General features: G+C 72.7%; 14 protein-coding genes. 13 read left to right on the plus strand and 1 reads right to left on the minus strand.

All coding sequences use genetic code 11. The features are described 5' to 3' along the window. Positions 1 to 31: 31 nt before the first annotated feature. Genes LQF12_RS07365 through hisF form a run of 11 tightly spaced genes read left to right on the plus strand, consistent with a single transcriptional unit; the run spans position 32 to position 11,205 of the window. Complete coding sequence (locus LQF12_RS07365; RefSeq protein ID WP_231055313.1) at positions 32 to 733, plus strand: HAD family hydrolase; 702 nt, start codon at positions 32 to 34, stop codon at positions 731 to 733. Further along, on the plus strand, positions 726 to 1,910 hold the full coding sequence (locus LQF12_RS07370) for a site-2 protease family protein (RefSeq protein WP_231055314.1): 1,185 nt from the start codon (positions 726 to 728) through the stop codon (positions 1,908 to 1,910). Before LQF12_RS07365 ends, LQF12_RS07370 begins: the two co-directional genes overlap by 8 nt. Positions 1,911 to 1,963: 53 nt before the next feature. Beyond that, entirely contained in the window at positions 1,964 to 2,992 is a 1,029-nt protein-coding gene (locus tag LQF12_RS07375; RefSeq protein WP_231055551.1) for a tRNA (adenine-N1)-methyltransferase, read from the plus strand. A 36-nt stretch (positions 2,993 to 3,028) separates the two neighbouring features. Further along, positions 3,029 to 4,660, plus strand: coding sequence for a proteasome ATPase (gene arc / locus LQF12_RS07380; RefSeq protein ID WP_231055315.1), 1,632 nt, complete (start codon positions 3,029 to 3,031; stop codon positions 4,658 to 4,660). A 21-nt stretch (positions 4,661 to 4,681) separates the two neighbouring features. Next, a complete protein-coding gene (gene dop / locus LQF12_RS07385) occupies positions 4,682 to 6,310 on the plus strand; it encodes a depupylase/deamidase Dop (protein ID WP_290370746.1) in 1,629 nt (542 codons plus the stop codon). 43 nt (positions 6,311 to 6,353) lie between these two features. Then, the gene (locus LQF12_RS07390) at positions 6,354 to 6,542 is read left to right on the plus strand and encodes a ubiquitin-like protein Pup (protein ID WP_231055316.1); all 189 of its coding nucleotides are present in this window, start codon (positions 6,354 to 6,356) and stop codon (positions 6,540 to 6,542) included. Beyond that, a complete protein-coding gene (gene prcB, locus LQF12_RS07395) occupies positions 6,539 to 7,369 on the plus strand; it encodes a proteasome subunit beta (RefSeq protein WP_231055317.1) in 831 nt (276 codons plus the stop codon). Before LQF12_RS07390 ends, prcB begins: the two co-directional genes overlap by 4 nt. After that, positions 7,366 to 8,085 carry a proteasome subunit alpha gene (gene prcA / locus LQF12_RS07400; RefSeq protein WP_231055318.1) on the plus strand — a complete coding sequence of 240 codons (720 nt, stop codon included), beginning with the start codon at positions 7,366 to 7,368 and terminating at the stop codon, positions 8,083 to 8,085. Before prcB ends, prcA begins: the two co-directional genes overlap by 4 nt. Further along, positions 8,082 to 9,476, plus strand: coding sequence for a Pup--protein ligase (pafA, locus tag LQF12_RS07405; protein ID WP_231055319.1), 1,395 nt, complete (start codon positions 8,082 to 8,084; stop codon positions 9,474 to 9,476). Before prcA ends, pafA begins: the two co-directional genes overlap by 4 nt. A gap of 38 nt (positions 9,477 to 9,514) precedes the next feature. Next, complete coding sequence (locus LQF12_RS07410; RefSeq protein ID WP_231055320.1) at positions 9,515 to 10,438, plus strand: FKBP-type peptidyl-prolyl cis-trans isomerase; 924 nt, start codon at positions 9,515 to 9,517, stop codon at positions 10,436 to 10,438. Then, a complete protein-coding gene (gene hisF / locus LQF12_RS07415; RefSeq protein WP_231055321.1) occupies positions 10,435 to 11,205 on the plus strand; it encodes an imidazole glycerol phosphate synthase subunit HisF in 771 nt (256 codons plus the stop codon). Before LQF12_RS07410 ends, hisF begins: the two co-directional genes overlap by 4 nt. A gap of 15 nt (positions 11,206 to 11,220) precedes the next feature. Here hisF and LQF12_RS07420 read toward each other — a convergent pair whose 3' ends face one another. Further along, a complete protein-coding gene (locus LQF12_RS07420) occupies positions 11,221 to 11,856 on the minus strand; it encodes a TIGR03085 family metal-binding protein (protein WP_290370747.1) in 636 nt (211 codons plus the stop codon). 161 nt (positions 11,857 to 12,017) lie between these two features. On the opposite strand from LQF12_RS07420, the gene LQF12_RS07425 reads away from it, so the two are divergent. Both LQF12_RS07425 and LQF12_RS07430 read left to right on the plus strand, forming a co-directional pair. After that, positions 12,018 to 13,877: an ABC transporter ATP-binding protein gene (locus LQF12_RS07425; RefSeq protein WP_231055322.1), complete on the plus strand. Its 1,860-nt coding sequence runs from the start codon at positions 12,018 to 12,020 to the stop codon at positions 13,875 to 13,877. Beyond that, the gene (locus LQF12_RS07430; protein ID WP_231055323.1) at positions 13,874 to 15,685 is read left to right on the plus strand and encodes an ABC transporter ATP-binding protein; all 1,812 of its coding nucleotides are present in this window, start codon (positions 13,874 to 13,876) and stop codon (positions 15,683 to 15,685) included. Before LQF12_RS07425 ends, LQF12_RS07430 begins: the two co-directional genes overlap by 4 nt. Positions 15,686 to 15,717 lie beyond the last annotated feature (32 nt).

Below are 15,717 nucleotides of genomic sequence, written 5' to 3' on the forward strand. Positions count from 1 at the left end.
CGGCCGGCGGCCCGACCCGTAGACTCCAGGGGTGCCCCGAACCACCACTGAGACCGACCTCGCCGCCGTCCTGTGGGACATGGACGGCACCCTGGTCGACACCGAGCCGTACTGGATCGCCGTCGAACTGGAGATGTCCGCCGAGCACGGGGGGACCTGGGACGAGTCGCTGGGCACCGACCTGGTCGGGATGCCGCTGGAGGTCTCGGCGGCGGCCCTGAGCGAACGGGCCGGCGTGCGTGGCACCGTCGAGGAGATCATCGAGGAGATGATCGCCCGCGTCATCGACCGGATCGCCACCCGCGGGCTGCCCTGGCGCCCGGGAGCGCGCGAGCTCCTGGACGAGCTCACCGCCGCCGGCGTCCCGCTGGCGCTGGTGACCATGTCCTGGCGGCGGTTGACCGACGTCGTGCTCGCCTCCTTGCATCCTCACCCGTTCGCTGTCGTCGTCACGGGCGACGAGGTCAGTCGCGGCAAGCCGCATCCGGAGCCGTATCTGCGCGCTGCCCGCGAGCTGGGTGTCGACCCCGCGGCCTGCGTCGCGATCGAGGACTCACTGCCCGGGCTCGCCTCGGCGGAGGCCAGCGGAGCCGCGGTGATCGGCGTACAGGCGAAGGTGGCGATCCCCGCCGCCGCGGGCCGTAGCCGGCTGCCGGACCTCGAGGGCGTGACCGTGGCCGACCTCCGGCGGGTGCTGGCCGGTGACGTCATGGACCGGCTCGCCGATGGCTGAACGAACGCCGCCTCGCCCGCGCACCGGGCCGGCCACCCGCGGCTGGCGCATCGGCAGCGTGGGCGGCGCTCCGGTGATCGTCACCGCCGGGTGGCTACTCATCGCCGCCGTCCTGGTGGCGCTGGTCGGTCCGCAGCTGCAGCAGCTCACCGGGGCGGGAGTCCTCGCCTACCTGTGGGCGCTGGCGGTACCGGCCCTGCTGTTCGTCTCGGTCCTCGCCCACGAGCTCGCCCACGGCTGGGCGGCGCGCTCGCGCAGGGTGGCCGTCCGGGAGTACGTCGTCACCCTCTGGGGCGGCCACACCTCCTTCGATCACGGCATGCGCAGCCCTGCCGACTCGGCGATCGTCTCCGTGGCCGGGCCGGCGGCCAATCTTGTGCTCGCCGCCGCGGCGTGGTTCCTCGGGGACGGGTTGCCGGGGCTGCCCGGTCTGGCGATGGGTGCGTTCACCTACACGAACGCCTTCGTGGGCGTGTTCAACCTGCTGCCCGCGCTGCCGCTCGACGGCGGCAAGCTGCTGGAGGCCGCCGTCTGGGCGGTACGCAAGGACCGCATCCTCGGAACGATCGTGGCGGGGCGAGCCGGACAGGTGCTCGCGGTGGCCGTCCTGGCCGGCAGCCTGCTCGTGCCGCTATTGCGCGGGGAGCGTCCCAGCGTCGTCACCGCGGTCTGGGCCGCCCTGGTCGCCGGTGTGCTCTGGACCGGTGCCCAGGCCTCCCTGCGCCAGGCCCGGGCCCAGCGCACGGCGCACGCCGTGGACCTCGCAGCAATTGCCACCGGTGCGCATCTGTTGCGCGCCCGCGGCACCGTGGCCGACGCCGATCGCGTGCTCAGCGCCACGCCCTCGGTGGGGATCGTGCTCGTCGACGATCACGGCAGGCCCGTGGCGCTCGTGGACCGGCAGGCCCTGAGCGCCGTACCGGAGGCCGATCGGCAGCACGTACCCCTGAGCGCTGTCGCTCACGCCGTGCCGGCGGCGGCGCTGGTCACCCGGACCCGCGGACCGGAGGCCGTCGCGCAGGTGGCCCGTGCCGCGCAGGCAGGGGCCGCCGTCGTGGTGCTCGTGGGTCCGCAGGACCCCGCCGGCGACACCCAGGGAGGCCCCCGGACGGCGCAGGTGCTGGGCCTGGTGCCCGTCGCCCAGGTGGTGGAGCTGCTCAACCGGCGGCGCGCGTAGACTGCCCACCCGTGACTTCCGATGCCTCCACCGACCAGCCGACCGGGTCCGAGATGCGCCGGGGGCCGCTGCGCCCGGGCGACAAGGTCCAGCTGACCGACCCCAAGGGCCGGCTGGCGACGATCACCCTCACCGACGGAGGCGTTTACCACACCCACCGCGGATCCTTCGGTCACGACGAGCTGATCGGCGCCCCGGAGGGCACCGTGGTGAGCACGACGGCGGGGATCGAGTACCTCGCGCTGCGGCCGCTGCTCGCGGATTTCGTGCTGTCGATGCCCCGCGGTGCCGCCGTGATCTATCCCAAGGACGCCGGCCAGATCATCACCCAGGCCGACATCTTCCCCGGTGCACGCGTGGTGGAGGCGGGCGTCGGCTCGGGCGCGTTGTCGCTCTCGCTGCTGCGGGCCGTCGGCGATGCCGGCTCGCTGCTCTCGGTCGAGCGTCGCGAGGACTTCGCCGAGATCGCGCGCGGGAACATCGAGGACTTCTTCGGCGGCCCGCACCCGGCGTGGGAGCTGCGCCTGGGTGACCTCGCCGACGTCCTGCCCGAGGCGGCCGGACCCGGCAGCGTCGACCGGATCATCCTGGACATGCTCGCGCCCTGGGAGAACCTGGACGCCGCGGCCCGGGCCCTGGCCCCGGGCGGGGTGCTGCTGGCCTACGTGGCCACCGCCACCCAGCTCTCCCGGTTCGCCGAGGACGCCAAGGCGGACGGGCGCTTCACCGAGCCCGTGGCCTGGGAGTCGATGGTGCGGGGCTGGCACCTCGAGGGTCTGGCGGTGCGTCCCGAGCACCGCATGATCGGCCACACGGGCTTCCTGGTGACGACCCGGCGGATGGCGCCGGACGTCCCGGCCCCGCTGCGCCGGCGCCGGCCCGCCCCCGGGGCCTATGCCGAGGAGGGGGTGAACGTCGATGCGGACGCCCTCGCCGCCGACCTCCGGGAGCGGGAGGTCTCGGCGAAGAAGCTGCGTAAGCTGCGCCGCTCCTTCGACGCCCGCCGCGAGGCCCGCGAGGGCGGCGGCAACGCCGGTGGGCCCGGCCCCGACGCGCACCCCGGTGACCCTGACCTAGAGTAGGCAGGACCGCGCGAGAGGTGCAGGAGGGATGCAGCGATGGCCGAGAACACCACTGCACGGGAGCGCGAGCTCCAGGAGGAGTCGGTCTCGCTGGCGGCGAAGAACGAACGCCTCGTCAGTGCCCTGACCACGGCGCGCTCCCAGCTGGTCGAGATGCGTGCGCAGCTGGAGGAGATGAGCCGGCCGCCGGCCAGCTTCGCCGTCCTCGTGCGCGCCCACACCGACCGCACGGTCGAGGTGATCTCCTCCGGCCGCAAGCTGCGCGTGGGCACGTCCCCGCACGTGAACGTGGACGCGCTGCGGCCCGGACAGGAGGTCCAGCTCAACGAGGCCATGATCGTGGTCGATGCCGCCGGCTTCGAGACCGTCGGTGAGCTGGTCACCGTCAAGGAGATGCTCGACGAGGGGCGGGCGCTGGTGCTCGGCCGCGCCGAGGAGGAGCGCGTGGTCCGCCTCGCCGGACCGCTGGTCGGATCCGGCCTGCGGGTGGGTGACGCGCTCACGGTCGACACCCGCACGGGGTTCGCGTTCGAGAAGATCCCGCGTTCGGAGGTCGAGGACCTGATGCTCGAGGAGGTCCCCGACGTCGCCTACACCGACATCGGCGGCCTGGCACGCCAGATCGAGCAGATCCGGGACGCCGTCGAGCTGCCGTTCGGGCACCCCGACCTCTTCCGCGAGCACGGCCTCAAGCCCCCGAAGGGTCTGCTGCTGTACGGCCCGCCCGGCTGCGGGAAGACCCTGATCGCGAAGGCCGTCGCCACCTCGCTGGCAGAGACCGCCGGCGGCGAAGCGGGCTCGGGCCCCGTGCGCAGCTACTTCCTCAACATCAAGGGTCCCGAGCTGCTCAACAAGTTCGTGGGCGAGACCGAACGTCACATCCGGCTGATCTTCGCCCGCGCCAGGGAGAAGGCCTCGCAGGGGGTACCGGTGGTGGTGTTCTTCGACGAGATGGAATCCCTCTTCCGCACCCGCGGGACCGGCGTCTCCTCGGACGTGGAGACGACGATCGTGCCCCAGCTGCTCGCGGAGATCGACGGTGTGGAACGCCTCGAGAACGTCATCGTCATCGGAGCCTCCAACCGGGAGGACATGATCGATCCGGCGATCCTGCGGCCCGGCCGGCTGGACGTGAAGATCAAGATCGAGCGCCCCGACGCCGAGTCGGCCCGGGACATCTTCAGCAAGTACCTCACGGCCGACCTGCCCATCCACCCCGACGACCTCGCCGAGCACGGCGGTGACGCCGACGCCGCGGTCGCCGCGATGATCGAGCGCACGGTGGGCCGGATGTACGCCGAGGACCCGGAGAACGAGTTCCTCGAGGTCACCTACGCCAGCGGTGACAAGGAGGTCCTCTACTTCAAGGACTTCAACTCCGGCGCGATGGTGGCCAATATCGTCGACCGCGCGAAGAAGGCCGCCATCAAGGATCTGCTCGCCACCGGTGTCCGGGGGATCAGGGTGGAGCACCTGCTCGGCGGGCTGGTCGAGGAGTTCCAGGAGAACGAGGACCTGCCCAACACCACCAACCCCGACGACTGGGCCCGGGTCTCGGGCAAGAAGGGCGAGCGGATCGTCTTCATCCGCACGATCGTCCAGCACAAGAACGCACCGGCGAGCAGTCGCACGATCGAGACCCTCAACCCCACCGGGCAGTACCTGTAGCGCAACACCTAGGCTGGCGTCGTGAGCGTGCGGCGTGTGATGGGCATCGAGACCGAGTACGGGCTGCTGGGCGTGGGCGACCCCGGGGCGAATCCGATGGTCATGTCGGCCCAGCTCGTCACCGCCTACGCCAACGAGGGGATGCCCGGTGCGGCCCGTGCCCGGTGGGACTACCAGGACGAGGATCCGCTGGCCGATGCGCGCGGGTTCCGGCTCGACCGCCGGGCGGCGGACCCGAGCCTGCTCACCGACGACCCCGCACACCCGGCCCCCGAGTCGGGCCTGGATCGCATCACGCAGCGGCGCCGCCCGGGCCGGCAAGCGGAAACGGCCACGGTGGCCAACGTCATCCTCCCCAACGGGGGGCGCTACTACGTCGACCATGCCCATCCCGAGTACTCCAGCCCGGAGGTCACCTCCCCGCGGGATGCGGTGCTCTGGGACCGCGCCGGCGATGAGGTCCTCCTGCGCTCGTCCAGGCTGCTCGCACAGATCGCCGGTATGCCGGACGTGGCGCTGTACAAGAACAACACCGACGGCAAGGGCGCCAGCTACGGCACACACGAGAACTACCTGGTCGAGCGCCGGGTCCCGTTCGAGGACCTCGTCACCGCCCTGACACCGTTCCTGGTGACCAGGCCGGTGATCTGCGGGGCGGGGCGCGTCGGCCGGGGCCAGCGCAACGAGGCGCCCGGCTACCAGCTCAGCCAGCGCGCCGACTTCCTCGAGGCCGAGGTGGGGCTGGAAACCACGCTGCGCCGCCCGATCATCAACACCCGGGACGAGCCGCACGCCGACGCCGACCGCTACCGCCGGCTGCACGTCATCGTGGGCGACGCCAACCGGCTCGAGGTGTCCACCTACCTCAAGGTGGGCACCACCGCGCTGCTGCTGTGGCTGCTCGAGCGGGGTGGCGTGCCGATGGAGCTGGCCGCGTTACGCCTGGCCGATCCCGTGCAGGCCGCCCGGGAGGTCAGCCACGACCTGAGCCTGACCCGCCGGCTCGACCTGGAGGACGGGCGACGGCTCACCGCACTGGAGATCCAGCGCGTCTACTGCGAGGTGATCACCGCCGCTGTCCGGGAGGCGAGGCAGTCCGGCGCCGTCGCGGACCTGCACCAGGAGCAGACGGCGGACGTGCTGGCCCGCTGGTCGGGCCTGCTGAGCGCACTCGCGGAGGATCCCCGCTCCTGCGCCCGGGAGGTGGAGTGGGTGGCGAAGTTGCGGGTGCTGGAGGCGATGCGGAGCCGGGACCGGCTGGGCTGGGATGCGCCGCGGCTCGCCGCGCTCGACCTGCAGTGGTCCGACCTGCGCCCCGAGCGCAGCGTCTACGCCCGCCTCGCGGCGGCCGGCGCCGTCGAGCGGCTGGTCACGGACGAGGAGGTCGACGCCGCGGTCCGCCACCCACCCGAGGACACCCGCGCCTACTTCCGCGGTGAGGCGGTGCGCCGCTATCCGCACGCGGTCACCGCGGCGAGCTGGGACGCCGTCATCTTCGACATCGACGAGGCACCGGCGCTGCAACGTGTGCCGATGAGCGAACCGTTGCGCGGCACCCGTGAACACGTCGGAGCCCTGCTGGACCAGCACCCCGACGCGGCCGACCTGCTGGCTGCGCTCGGCGGGCCGCCGGCCGCGCCGCAGACGTAGGATCGCCACGAGCACCCGTCCGCGCCGACCCACGGAGCCTGCGATGTCGCCACGACAGTTCGACCAGCCCCACCCCGACCGCCGACCGGACGAGGACCCGGCGCCGCCCCCGACCGGTGGCGGGCAGTCCCGCGACACCGAGGTCGACTCGCTGCTGGACGAGATCGACGACGTGCTCGAGACCAATGCCGAGTCGTTCGTGCGCGGATTCGTGCAGAAGGGCGGCCAGTGACCTCGGCCGAGCAGCGCTACCCCGACCGGCTCCCGGCCGCGTTCACCCGGCCGGGGAGCGCGTCGTTCGTGGACTTCCTCTCGGCGCACGCGCCGGAGCTCCTGCCCGCCGGCGCGGCCGCCGGAGACGGTGGCCAGGCCCTGGCGCCCCCGCACGCCACCACGATCGTGGCCGTGGCGGTGGAAGGCGGCATGGTGATGGCCGGTGATCGCCGGGCGACGATGGGATCGACCATCGCGCACCGGCACATGGAGAAGGTCTTCGCCGCGGACGAGTTCTCGGCCATCGGCATCGCCGGCACGGCGGGTGTGGCGGTCGACCTCGTGCGGCTCTTCCAGCTCGAGCTCGAGCACTACGAGAAGATCGAGGGCGCGCGGCTGTCGCTGGAGGGTAAGGCGAACCGGCTCGGGGCGATGGTCCGCGGCAACCTCGGCATGGCGTTGCGAGGGCTGGTCGCCCTGCCGTTGTTCGGCGGTTACGACCCCGGCACCGGGGCGGGCCGGATCTTCTCCTACGACGTCGTGGGCGGTCGCTACGAGGAGATCGAGTACCACAGCATCGGTTCCGGCTCGGTGCACGCCCGCGGGTCGCTGAAGAAGCTCTGGCGCCCTGCCCTGGGCATCGCCGACGGCGTCGAGGTGGTCGTGCACGCGCTCATGGACGCTGCGGACGAGGACTCCGCCACCGGTGGCCCCGACGTCGAGCGTGGCATCTACCCGATCGTGGCGCGCATCGGCTCCGGCGGCTACGAGCGGGTGCCCGACGCCGAGCTGGCGGACGTGGTCGCCAGGCTGCGTGGGCTCCCCGAGCGAAGGAGACAGGCATGACGCAGCCGTTCTACGTCTCGCCCGAGCAGCTGATGAAGGACCGGGCCGATTTCGCCCGCAAGGGGATCGCCCGTGGCCGCTCGGTGGTTGTCCTCGGCTACGACGGCGGAATCGCGTTCGTCACGGAGAACCCGTCCCGGGCGCTGCACAAGATCAGCGAGATCTACGACCGGATCGGCTTCGCCGCCGTGGGCAAGTACAACGAGTTCGAGAACCTACGGGTGGCGGGTATCCGGTATGCCGACCTGCGCGGGTACTCCTACGACCGCAGCGACGTCTCCGCCCGGGGCCTGGCCAACGCCTACGCCCAGACCCTGGGGTCGGTGTTCACCACCGAGTCCAAGCCGCTCGAGGTGGAGATCGCCGTGGCCGAGGTGGGCACGGACCAGGGCAGCGACCAGATCTACCGGCTGGGCTACGACGGCTCCGTCGCAGACGAGTCCGGTTTCGTCGTCATGGGTGGCGCCGCCGATCAGCTCGGCGGCCGTATCGCTGCCGCGTGGCGGCCCGCACTGACACTGGCGGACGCCCTCGTGCTCGCCGTCAGCACCCTCGGCACCGACACCGACGGCGTCCGCCGGCGCATCCCGGCCGCAGACCTGGAGGCGGCCGTGCTCGACCGCACCCGCGGGCGGCGCACCTTCCGCCGGCTCGATGCGGACGCGCTCGACGGCCTGCTGCAGCGGGGCGACGCCGGGTCCGGCGCCGACGCATGAGCCGGCGGATCTTCGGTCTCGAGACCGAGTTCGGGGTCACCTGCGCCGCCCCCGAGGGGCGGGGGCTCTCGGCCGAGGAGGTGGCCCGCTATCTGTTCCGCAAGGTGGTCGCCTGGGGGCGTTCGTCCAACGTCTTCCTCGGCAACGGTGCCCGGCTCTACCTCGACGTCGGCTCCCACCCCGAGTACGCCACGGCCGAGTGCGACGACCTGGCCCAGCTGGTCGCTCACGACCAGGCCGGCATGCGCATCCTCGAGGGGCTCGTGGCCGATGCCCAGGAGCGGCTGGAGGCCGAGGGCATCGAGGGCAGGGTGCACCTGTTCAAGAACAACCTCGACTCCGCCGGGAACTCCTTCGGCTGTCACGAGAACTACCTGATCCGCCGCCGCGGGGACTTCGCCCGCCTCGCCGACGCGCTCGTGCCCTTCCTGATCACGCGGCAGGTGCTCACCGGCGCCGGGCACGTCCAGGTCACCTCCCGGGGTCCGGTCTACTGCTTCTCCCAGCGTGCGGACCACCTCTGGGAGGCGACGAGCTCGGCCACCACCCGTTCGCGGCCCATCATCAACACCCGCGACGAGCCGCACGCAGACGCGGAGCGCTACCGGCGCCTGCATGTGATCTCGGGCGACTCCTCGATGTCGGAGACGACCACCTACCTCAAGGTCGGGATGACCGACCTGCTGCTGCGCATGCTCGAGGCCGGCCGCGTCGTTCCCGACCTCAGCCTGGAGAACCCGGTCCGGGCGTTGCGCGACATCTCCCACGACATCACGGCCACGGCTCCGGTCGCGTTGGCCAGCGGCGCCCGGTACACGGCCGTGGAGGTGCAGCAGGTCTACCTCGACCGGGTCCGTGACTTCCTGTCCGGCACGGACAAGCAGCCGCACGACGACCGCGTGCTCGAGCTGTGGGCCCGCGGCCTGAAGGCCCTGCGCACGCAGGACACCACCCTCGTCGACCGCGATCTGGACTGGGCCATCAAGCAGCGGCTGCTGGACCGCTACGCCGGCGCCCACGGTGTGTCGCTGTCCGACCCGCGGGTGCTCCGCCTCGACCTGGCCTACCACGACATCTCCCGCACGGACGGTCTGTTCGCCCGCCTGGGCGAGCGCGGGCTGGTCACCCGCGTGGTCACCGAGCAGCAGGTCGCCGCGGCGGTCGAGCAACCGCCGCAGACCACCCGGGCCAAGCTCCGCGGGGAGTTCGTGCAGGCGGCGACTGCGCGGCGGCGCGACTACACCGTGGACTGGGTCCACCTCAAGCTCAACGACAGCGCCGGCCGGACGGTGCTGTGCAAGGACCCGTTCCGCTCCGAGGACGAGCGTGTAGCGCGGTTGATCGCGAGCATGGACGGCTCGGGCGGGGGGACGCCCGGGCCGAGCGCGTAGGATCGGCCCTCGTGTTCGCCTGCCGCTCCCGCCCTTCCGTGCCCCCGGCATCGCTCCCGGTGCTCTCGATACCCCGCGCGCTGCTGGCGGGCCTGGCCCTGATGCTGCTGGCCGGATGCACCGAGCCCGACGCCGAACCCGCCCCGCCCGCGGCCGAGCAGGTGGAGGTGGCCGGTGAGCTCGGGGCCCGCCCGAACGTGCAGTTCGAGGCGCCGCTGGAGGTCACCGAGACCTCGACGCGCACCGTGGTCGAGGGAACCGGGCCGGAGCTCGCCGAGGGCGACCTCGCCCTCGTGTCCTTCCTGGCGGTCGACGCCGAGACCGGCGAGGTGGAGTCGAGCAACTTCGGGTCCCAGCCGCAGACGATCATGATCACCGAGAACGACGCCGGGCCGCTGTACGAGGACCTGCTCGGGACCCCCGAGGGCTCCCGGCTGCTGCGGGTCGAGCTCGGGACCGACGAGCGACCGGCGCCCGCGGTGCTCGTCTACGACGTGCGCCACACCCGGGCCTGGGGGGAGCCGGTCGAACCACCGCCCGGTGCCCCCGCGGTGACGCTGGACGAGACCGGCGCGCCGACGGTGGAGATCCCCGACGACGACCCGCCCTCCGAGCTGGAGGTCGTGACGCTCAAGCGCGGGGACGGGCCGCAGGTGCAGGCCGAGCTCGCCGTCACCGTCCGCTACACGGCGGTCTCGTGGGAGACCGGCGAGGTCGTCGACGGCACGTGGGCGAGCGGGGAGGGTCCGACGACGATCGCGTTCACCGGGCTGATCGAGGGCTGGCAGAACGGACTGGTCGATGCTCCCGTGGGCTCGCAGGTGATGCTCATCGTCCCGCCGTCGCAGGCGTTCGGGGAGGATACCCTCGTGTACGTGATCGATGTGCTCGCTGTCTCCGCGCTGGACGGGACCGAGGGGTCGGCGGGTGCCGACCCCGGTGCCAGGGCGGAGGAGTCGTGACCGTCGCGATCCGGGTGGTGCCGTGCCTGGACGTCGACGCCGGCCGCGTGGTCAAGGGCGTCAACTTCGAGAACCTCCGTGACGCCGGGGACCCGGTCGAGCTGGCCCGCAGCTACGACGCCGCGACGGCGGATGAGGTCACCTTCCTCGACGTCAGCGCCTCCACCCAGGGTCGGGCGACGACGCTGGAGATGGTCTCGCGCACCGCGGAGCAGGTCTTCGTCCCGCTCACCGTGGGCGGCGGGGTGCGCAGCGTCGCGGACGTCGATGCCCTGCTGCGTGCGGGCGCGGACAAGGTCGGCGTGAACACCGCCGCGATCGCCCGTCCGGAGCTGATCCGGGAGGTCGCCGAGCGGTTCGGTTCGCAGGTGCTGGTGCTCTCGGTCGACGCGCGTCGCACCCGCGAGGGCACCACCACCGACTCCGGCTTCGAGGTCACCACCCACGGCGGCCGCCGGGGGACCGGCCTGGACGCGCTCGCGTGGGTACGCCAGGCCGAGGATCTCGGCGTGGGCGAGGTGCTCCTGAACTCGATCGACGCCGACGGCACCACCGCCGGCTTCGACCTGGAGATGATCACCCGCGTCCGCGAGCAGGTCGGCGTCCCGCTGATCGCCAGCGGGGGCGCCGGGACCGTCGAGCACTTCGTGGCCGCCGCGCGCGCCGGAGCGGACGCGTTGCTGGCGGCGAGCGTGTTCCACTTCGCCACCCTGACCATCGGGCAGGTCAAGGACGCGCTGCGGGCCGAGGGGCTGCCCGTCCGCTAGGTCCGCTGGGCCCCGCTAGACCCCGCGGGCCCAGTCCTGCATCCGCGCGACCGAGTGTGCCTCACCCTCGAGGCGGATGTCGGCGTGGTCGCGACGCCCGAACGCCCACAGCGCCTGCTCCACCGGCGCGCCGACCAGGACGACGCTGTCACTGTCACGGCGGACCTGGGCGCGCCTGCCTCCGGGCCACAGGAGCACCACACCCACCGGCGCCCTGCGGTAGGCGAGCCGGCCCAGCTGCACCACCGAGTCCCAGATCGCTCGCTCCTGCGCGGCGTCGAGCTCTCGTGGCCCGGCCGGGGCGTCCCCGCCGCGGCGCACGTCCTCGTGGTGGACGAGGTACTCGAGATGGTTGGCGGTGTCGTCGAGGCGCGCACCGACCAGCGGTAGCGCCGGCAGTCCGGACAGGCCCGGGCCGCGACCGGCGAAGTCGGCCAGCACTCTCTCGTAGGCGTCGGCCCCGGTGAGCGTGTCCGCGAGCTCGTCGGTGGCGGCGTCTGCGCCCCGCGCCAGTGCCCACGGCCGGTGACCACGCAGGTACAGGTGCGCGGCGAGGTGGCGCGTCAGCCATCCCTCGCAGAGGGTCGGTGCCTCGGGCCCGGCGGCTCGCATCGTCGCCAGGAGGTCACGCTGTTCACGTTGTGCCCACATGGCCTCAGCCTGGCACACCGGCGCCGGGCGCCGTGGGGAGCGTCACCTGGGACCGTTTTCACACGGCCGGTGGCGTATGGAAGGATTGGCGCGTCCGTCCCCGCCGGGCGCTCCGTCGCCGAGCGGCCCCAGCCTGCATCCCCCGAGGGAGTCGTTCCTGCATGCCCACCGTGCCTCCCGGCCCGGCCCGCACCCCTCCCGATCGGCCCCACACCCTCACCGGCGGCGCCGTACGTCGTTCCTTCCTGCTGCTGGGCCGTGGGCTGAGGACCCAGCCGCGCGCGTTCGCGATCGCGATCGGCGCCAGCGTCGGCTACGGCCTGGCCATGGTCGCCTCCGGGTGGGCCCTGGGTCAGGTCACCGACCGGGTGATCGTGCCCGCGCTGAGCGGGGGCGAGGTACCCACGGGAGCCGTCTGGCGGGCAGGGCTGGCGCTGCTCGCGATCGCTGCCGCCACGGCGGTCGGGGTGGCGCTGCGCCGGACCTTTGCCGGCGTGGCGGCCCTCGGCGTGCAGGCGGGACATCGCCGCGCCGTCACCCGGCAGTACCTGCGGCTGCCGATGACCTGGCACCGCCGGCACCCGGCGGGTCAGCTGCTCTCGAACGCCAACGCCGACGCGGAGACGGCCGGGTTCGTCTTCGGTCCGCTGCCGTTCGCGCTCGGCGTGGTCGCGATGATCCTGGTGGCCAGCGGCGCGATGCTCGCAGCCGACCCCGTGCTGGGGGCCATCGGCGTCAGCATGCTCCCGGTGATCCTGCTGGTCAATGCGGTCTACCGCCGCCGGATGGCGCCGGCGGTGACGCGGGTCCAGCACGAGCGCGCCGTGGTCTCCGACGTCGCGCACGAGAGCTTCGAGGCGGCCGCCGTCGTGAAGTCGCTGGGAACGGTCGAGGTCGAGGAGGAGCGGTTCGCGGCCGCGGCCGACCGGCTGCGTGCCGCCAACGTCGGTGTGGGCCGGATCCGCTCGGTGTTCGACCCGGTGATCGATCTCCTCCCCGCCCTGGCGACCCTGCTCGTGCTCGCGCTCGGAGCTGCCCGGGTGGCGGCCGGCCACATCGAGACCGGTGACGTGGTCACCGCCTCCTACCTCCTCACGGTCCTGGCCATCCCGGTGCGTGCCATCGGCTTCGTGCTCGGCGACCTCCCGCGGTCCCTGGTCGGTCACGACCGGATCTCGCGCGTGATCGATGCGCGGGGTTATCTGCCCGACGGGGCGTTCCCGCTGCCCGGCACCTCCGGGCTGGCGGTGCAGGTGCGCGCGGCCACCCTGCGCGTGCCCGACGCCGACTCCCCGGAGGGCCACCGCACGATCCTGCGGGACGTGAGCCTCGACGTGCCGGCCGGTCGGACCCTGGCCGTGGTCGGTTCCACCGGCTCCGGGAAGTCCAGCCTGGTGGACCTGCTGGCCCGGCTGCGGGACCCCTCGGAGGGGGTGGTGCGCTACGACGGTGTCGACGTCACGCAGTTGAGCGGTGCCCAGCGCACGGCCGGCGTCGCCCTGGTGTCCCAGCAGGCGTTCGTGTTCGAGGACAGCGTCCGCGACAACGTCACCCTGGGGGAGGGCGCCGCGAGCGACTTCTCCGACGAGGAGGTGTGGACGGCGCTGCGCATCGCCTGCGCGGACGGCTTCGTGGACGCACTCCCGCACGGTCTCGACACCGTCATCGGCGAGCGCGGTGCCTCCCTGTCCGGGGGCCAGCGGCAGCGTCTGGCGATCGCTCGCGCCCTGATCCGGCGCCCCCGGTTGCTCCTGCTCGACGACGCGACCTCGGCCCTGGACCCGGTGGTGGAGCAGTCGATCCTGACGGGGCTGCGGGAGCTGGCCACCGGGGTGACGGTGGTGATGGTCGCCTACCGCAACGCCACGATCGCCCTCGCCGATACGGTGCTGCACCTGGACCGCGGTCAGGTCACCGGCGTGGGCCCGCACGCCCGGCTGCTCGCCGAGGATCCCGGCTATCGCCAGCTGGTGACCGCCTACCAGCGCGGTCGCGACGAGCGTGCGGAGGTGGGGCCGTGAACCGCGAGAGCGCGCAGATCGAGCAGACCTCCTCGCTCGGGGTCCTGGCCACCGTCCGCGAAGGGATCCGCCTGTCCCCGGCCATCAAGAACGGCATCGTCGTCTCCGCTCTGCTGGCGATCGTCGCGACCGCCGGCAAGGTGATCGTGCCGATGGCCGTCCAGCTCACGACCGATCGCGGGCTGTTCGCCGACGGCGGTGTGGATGTGGCCCTCGCGGTCCAGCTGTGCGCGGTGGCCGCCGTCGGCCTCGTGCTCACCTCCGCCTGCACCACCTGGGTCAACGTCCGGCTCTTCCGCGCCGCGGAGGCCGGTCTGGCCCAGTTGCGGGTGAAGGCATTCCGGCACGTGCACGACCTGTCCGTGCTGACGCAGAACTCCGAGCGTCGCGGAGCCCTCGTCGCGCGGGTCACCTCCGACGTCGACACCATCTCGATGTTCGTGCAGTGGGGCGGCATGATGTTGCTGCTCTCCTCGCTGCAGATCGTGGCTGCCACCGTGGCGATGGCGATCTACTCCTGGCAGCTGGCGCTGGTGGTCTGGCTGGCGATGGCACCGATGCTGATCCTCGCCCCGCGTGCGCAACGGCACCTGAGCCGTGCCTACGGCGGGGTCCGTGAGCGCGTCGGCCTCATGCTGGGTCGGATCTCGGAGGCCGTGGTCGGGGCGCAGACGATCCGTGCCTACGGCGCCGGCGAGCGCACCCAGCGCCGCCTCGACTCCGCGATCGAGGATCATCGCGCCGCAGCCGTGCGCGCGCAGACGCTGGCGGCCCTGGCCTTCTCCACCGGGGTTCTGTTGTCGGGCCTGGCGCTCAGCGCGGTCGTCGTCCTGGGCACCATGCTCGGCCTGGCCGGCGAGATCACGGTCGGTGAGCTGCTCGCGTTCCTCTTCCTGGTCCAGCTCTTCGTCGGGCCGGTGCAGTCGGCCACCGAGGTGCTCAACGAGATGCAGAACGCGGTCGCCGGCTGGCGCCGGGTGATCAGTGTGCTCCACACGCCGCTGGACGTGACCGACCCGGACAGCCCGGAGCCGGCGGGCCCCCGCGGCCCCGCACGGCTGCACTTCCAGGACGTCTCCTTCGCCTACCCGGGCACCGAGCGCGTCCTCAAGGACGTGACGCTGACGATCGAGCCCGGGACGCGGGTCGCCGTCGTGGGCGAGACCGGGTCGGGCAAGACCACCCTTGCCAAGCTCCTCACCCGGATGATGGATCCGGCCGCCGGGTCGGTGCGGCTGAACGACACCGACCTGCGCGACCTCGCCCTTGCGGAGCTGCGGGACCGCGTCGTGATGGTGCCCCAGGAGGGTTTCCTGTTCGAGGGCACCATCGAGCAGAACATCGCCTACGGTGCACGGCGCCGGTCCGGATCCGGTTCCGACGCCGTCGACGAGCTCGATGTCGAGGAGGTGCTGCGCACCCTCGGGGTCCAGGACTGGGTCCGGACCCTCCCGGGCGGGGTCGGCACGCAGGTCGGGCAGCGCGGGGAGGCGCTCTCGGCGGGGGAGCGCCAGCTGGTCGCGATCGCCCGCGCCTACCTGGCCGACGCCGACGTCCTGGTCCTGGACGAGGCGACCTCCGCCGTCGATCCGGCGACCGAGCAGCGCATCAGCACCGCGCTGGCACGGCTCACCGAGGGCCGCACCTCGGTCGCGATCGCCCACCGCCTCTCCACCGCCGAGGCCGCGGATCTGGTCGTGGTGGTCGATGCGGGCCGGGTGGTCGAGGTCGGGCCGCACGCAGACCTGGTCGGTGCGGGGGGCACCTACGCGCGGATGCACGCCTCGTGGATCGTGGCGAGCGCGTGAGCCCGGCGCCGCGGACGTGGCAGGATCGAGGG

It is taken from the genome of Ruania suaedae (genome assembly GCF_021049265.1).
In the GTDB taxonomy this organism is placed as follows: domain Bacteria; phylum Actinomycetota; class Actinomycetes; order Actinomycetales; family Beutenbergiaceae; genus Ruania; species Ruania suaedae.

Bases quoted from the DNA above. Each gene is read 5' to 3' on its own strand.
- LQF12_RS07425 (WP_231055322.1), top strand. From the start codon at position 12,018: ATGCCCACCGTGCCTCCCGGCCCGGCCCGCACCCCTCCCGATCGGCCC.
- LQF12_RS07375 (WP_231055551.1), top strand. From the start codon at position 1,964: ATGCGCCGGGGGCCGCTGCGCCCGGGCGACAAGGTCCAGCTGACCGAC.
- LQF12_RS07390 (WP_231055316.1), top strand. From the start codon at position 6,354: ATGTCGCCACGACAGTTCGACCAGCCCCACCCCGACCGCCGACCGGAC.
- LQF12_RS07370 (WP_231055314.1), top strand. From the start codon at position 726: ATGGCTGAACGAACGCCGCCTCGCCCGCGCACCGGGCCGGCCACCCGC.
- LQF12_RS07420 (WP_290370747.1), bottom strand. From the start codon at position 11,856: ATGTGGGCACAACGTGAACAGCGTGACCTCCTGGCGACGATGCGAGCC.
- pafA (WP_231055319.1), top strand. From the start codon at position 8,082: ATGAGCCGGCGGATCTTCGGTCTCGAGACCGAGTTCGGGGTCACCTGC.
- arc (WP_231055315.1), top strand. From the start codon at position 3,029: ATGGCCGAGAACACCACTGCACGGGAGCGCGAGCTCCAGGAGGAGTCG.
- prcA (WP_231055318.1), top strand. From the start codon at position 7,366: ATGACGCAGCCGTTCTACGTCTCGCCCGAGCAGCTGATGAAGGACCGG.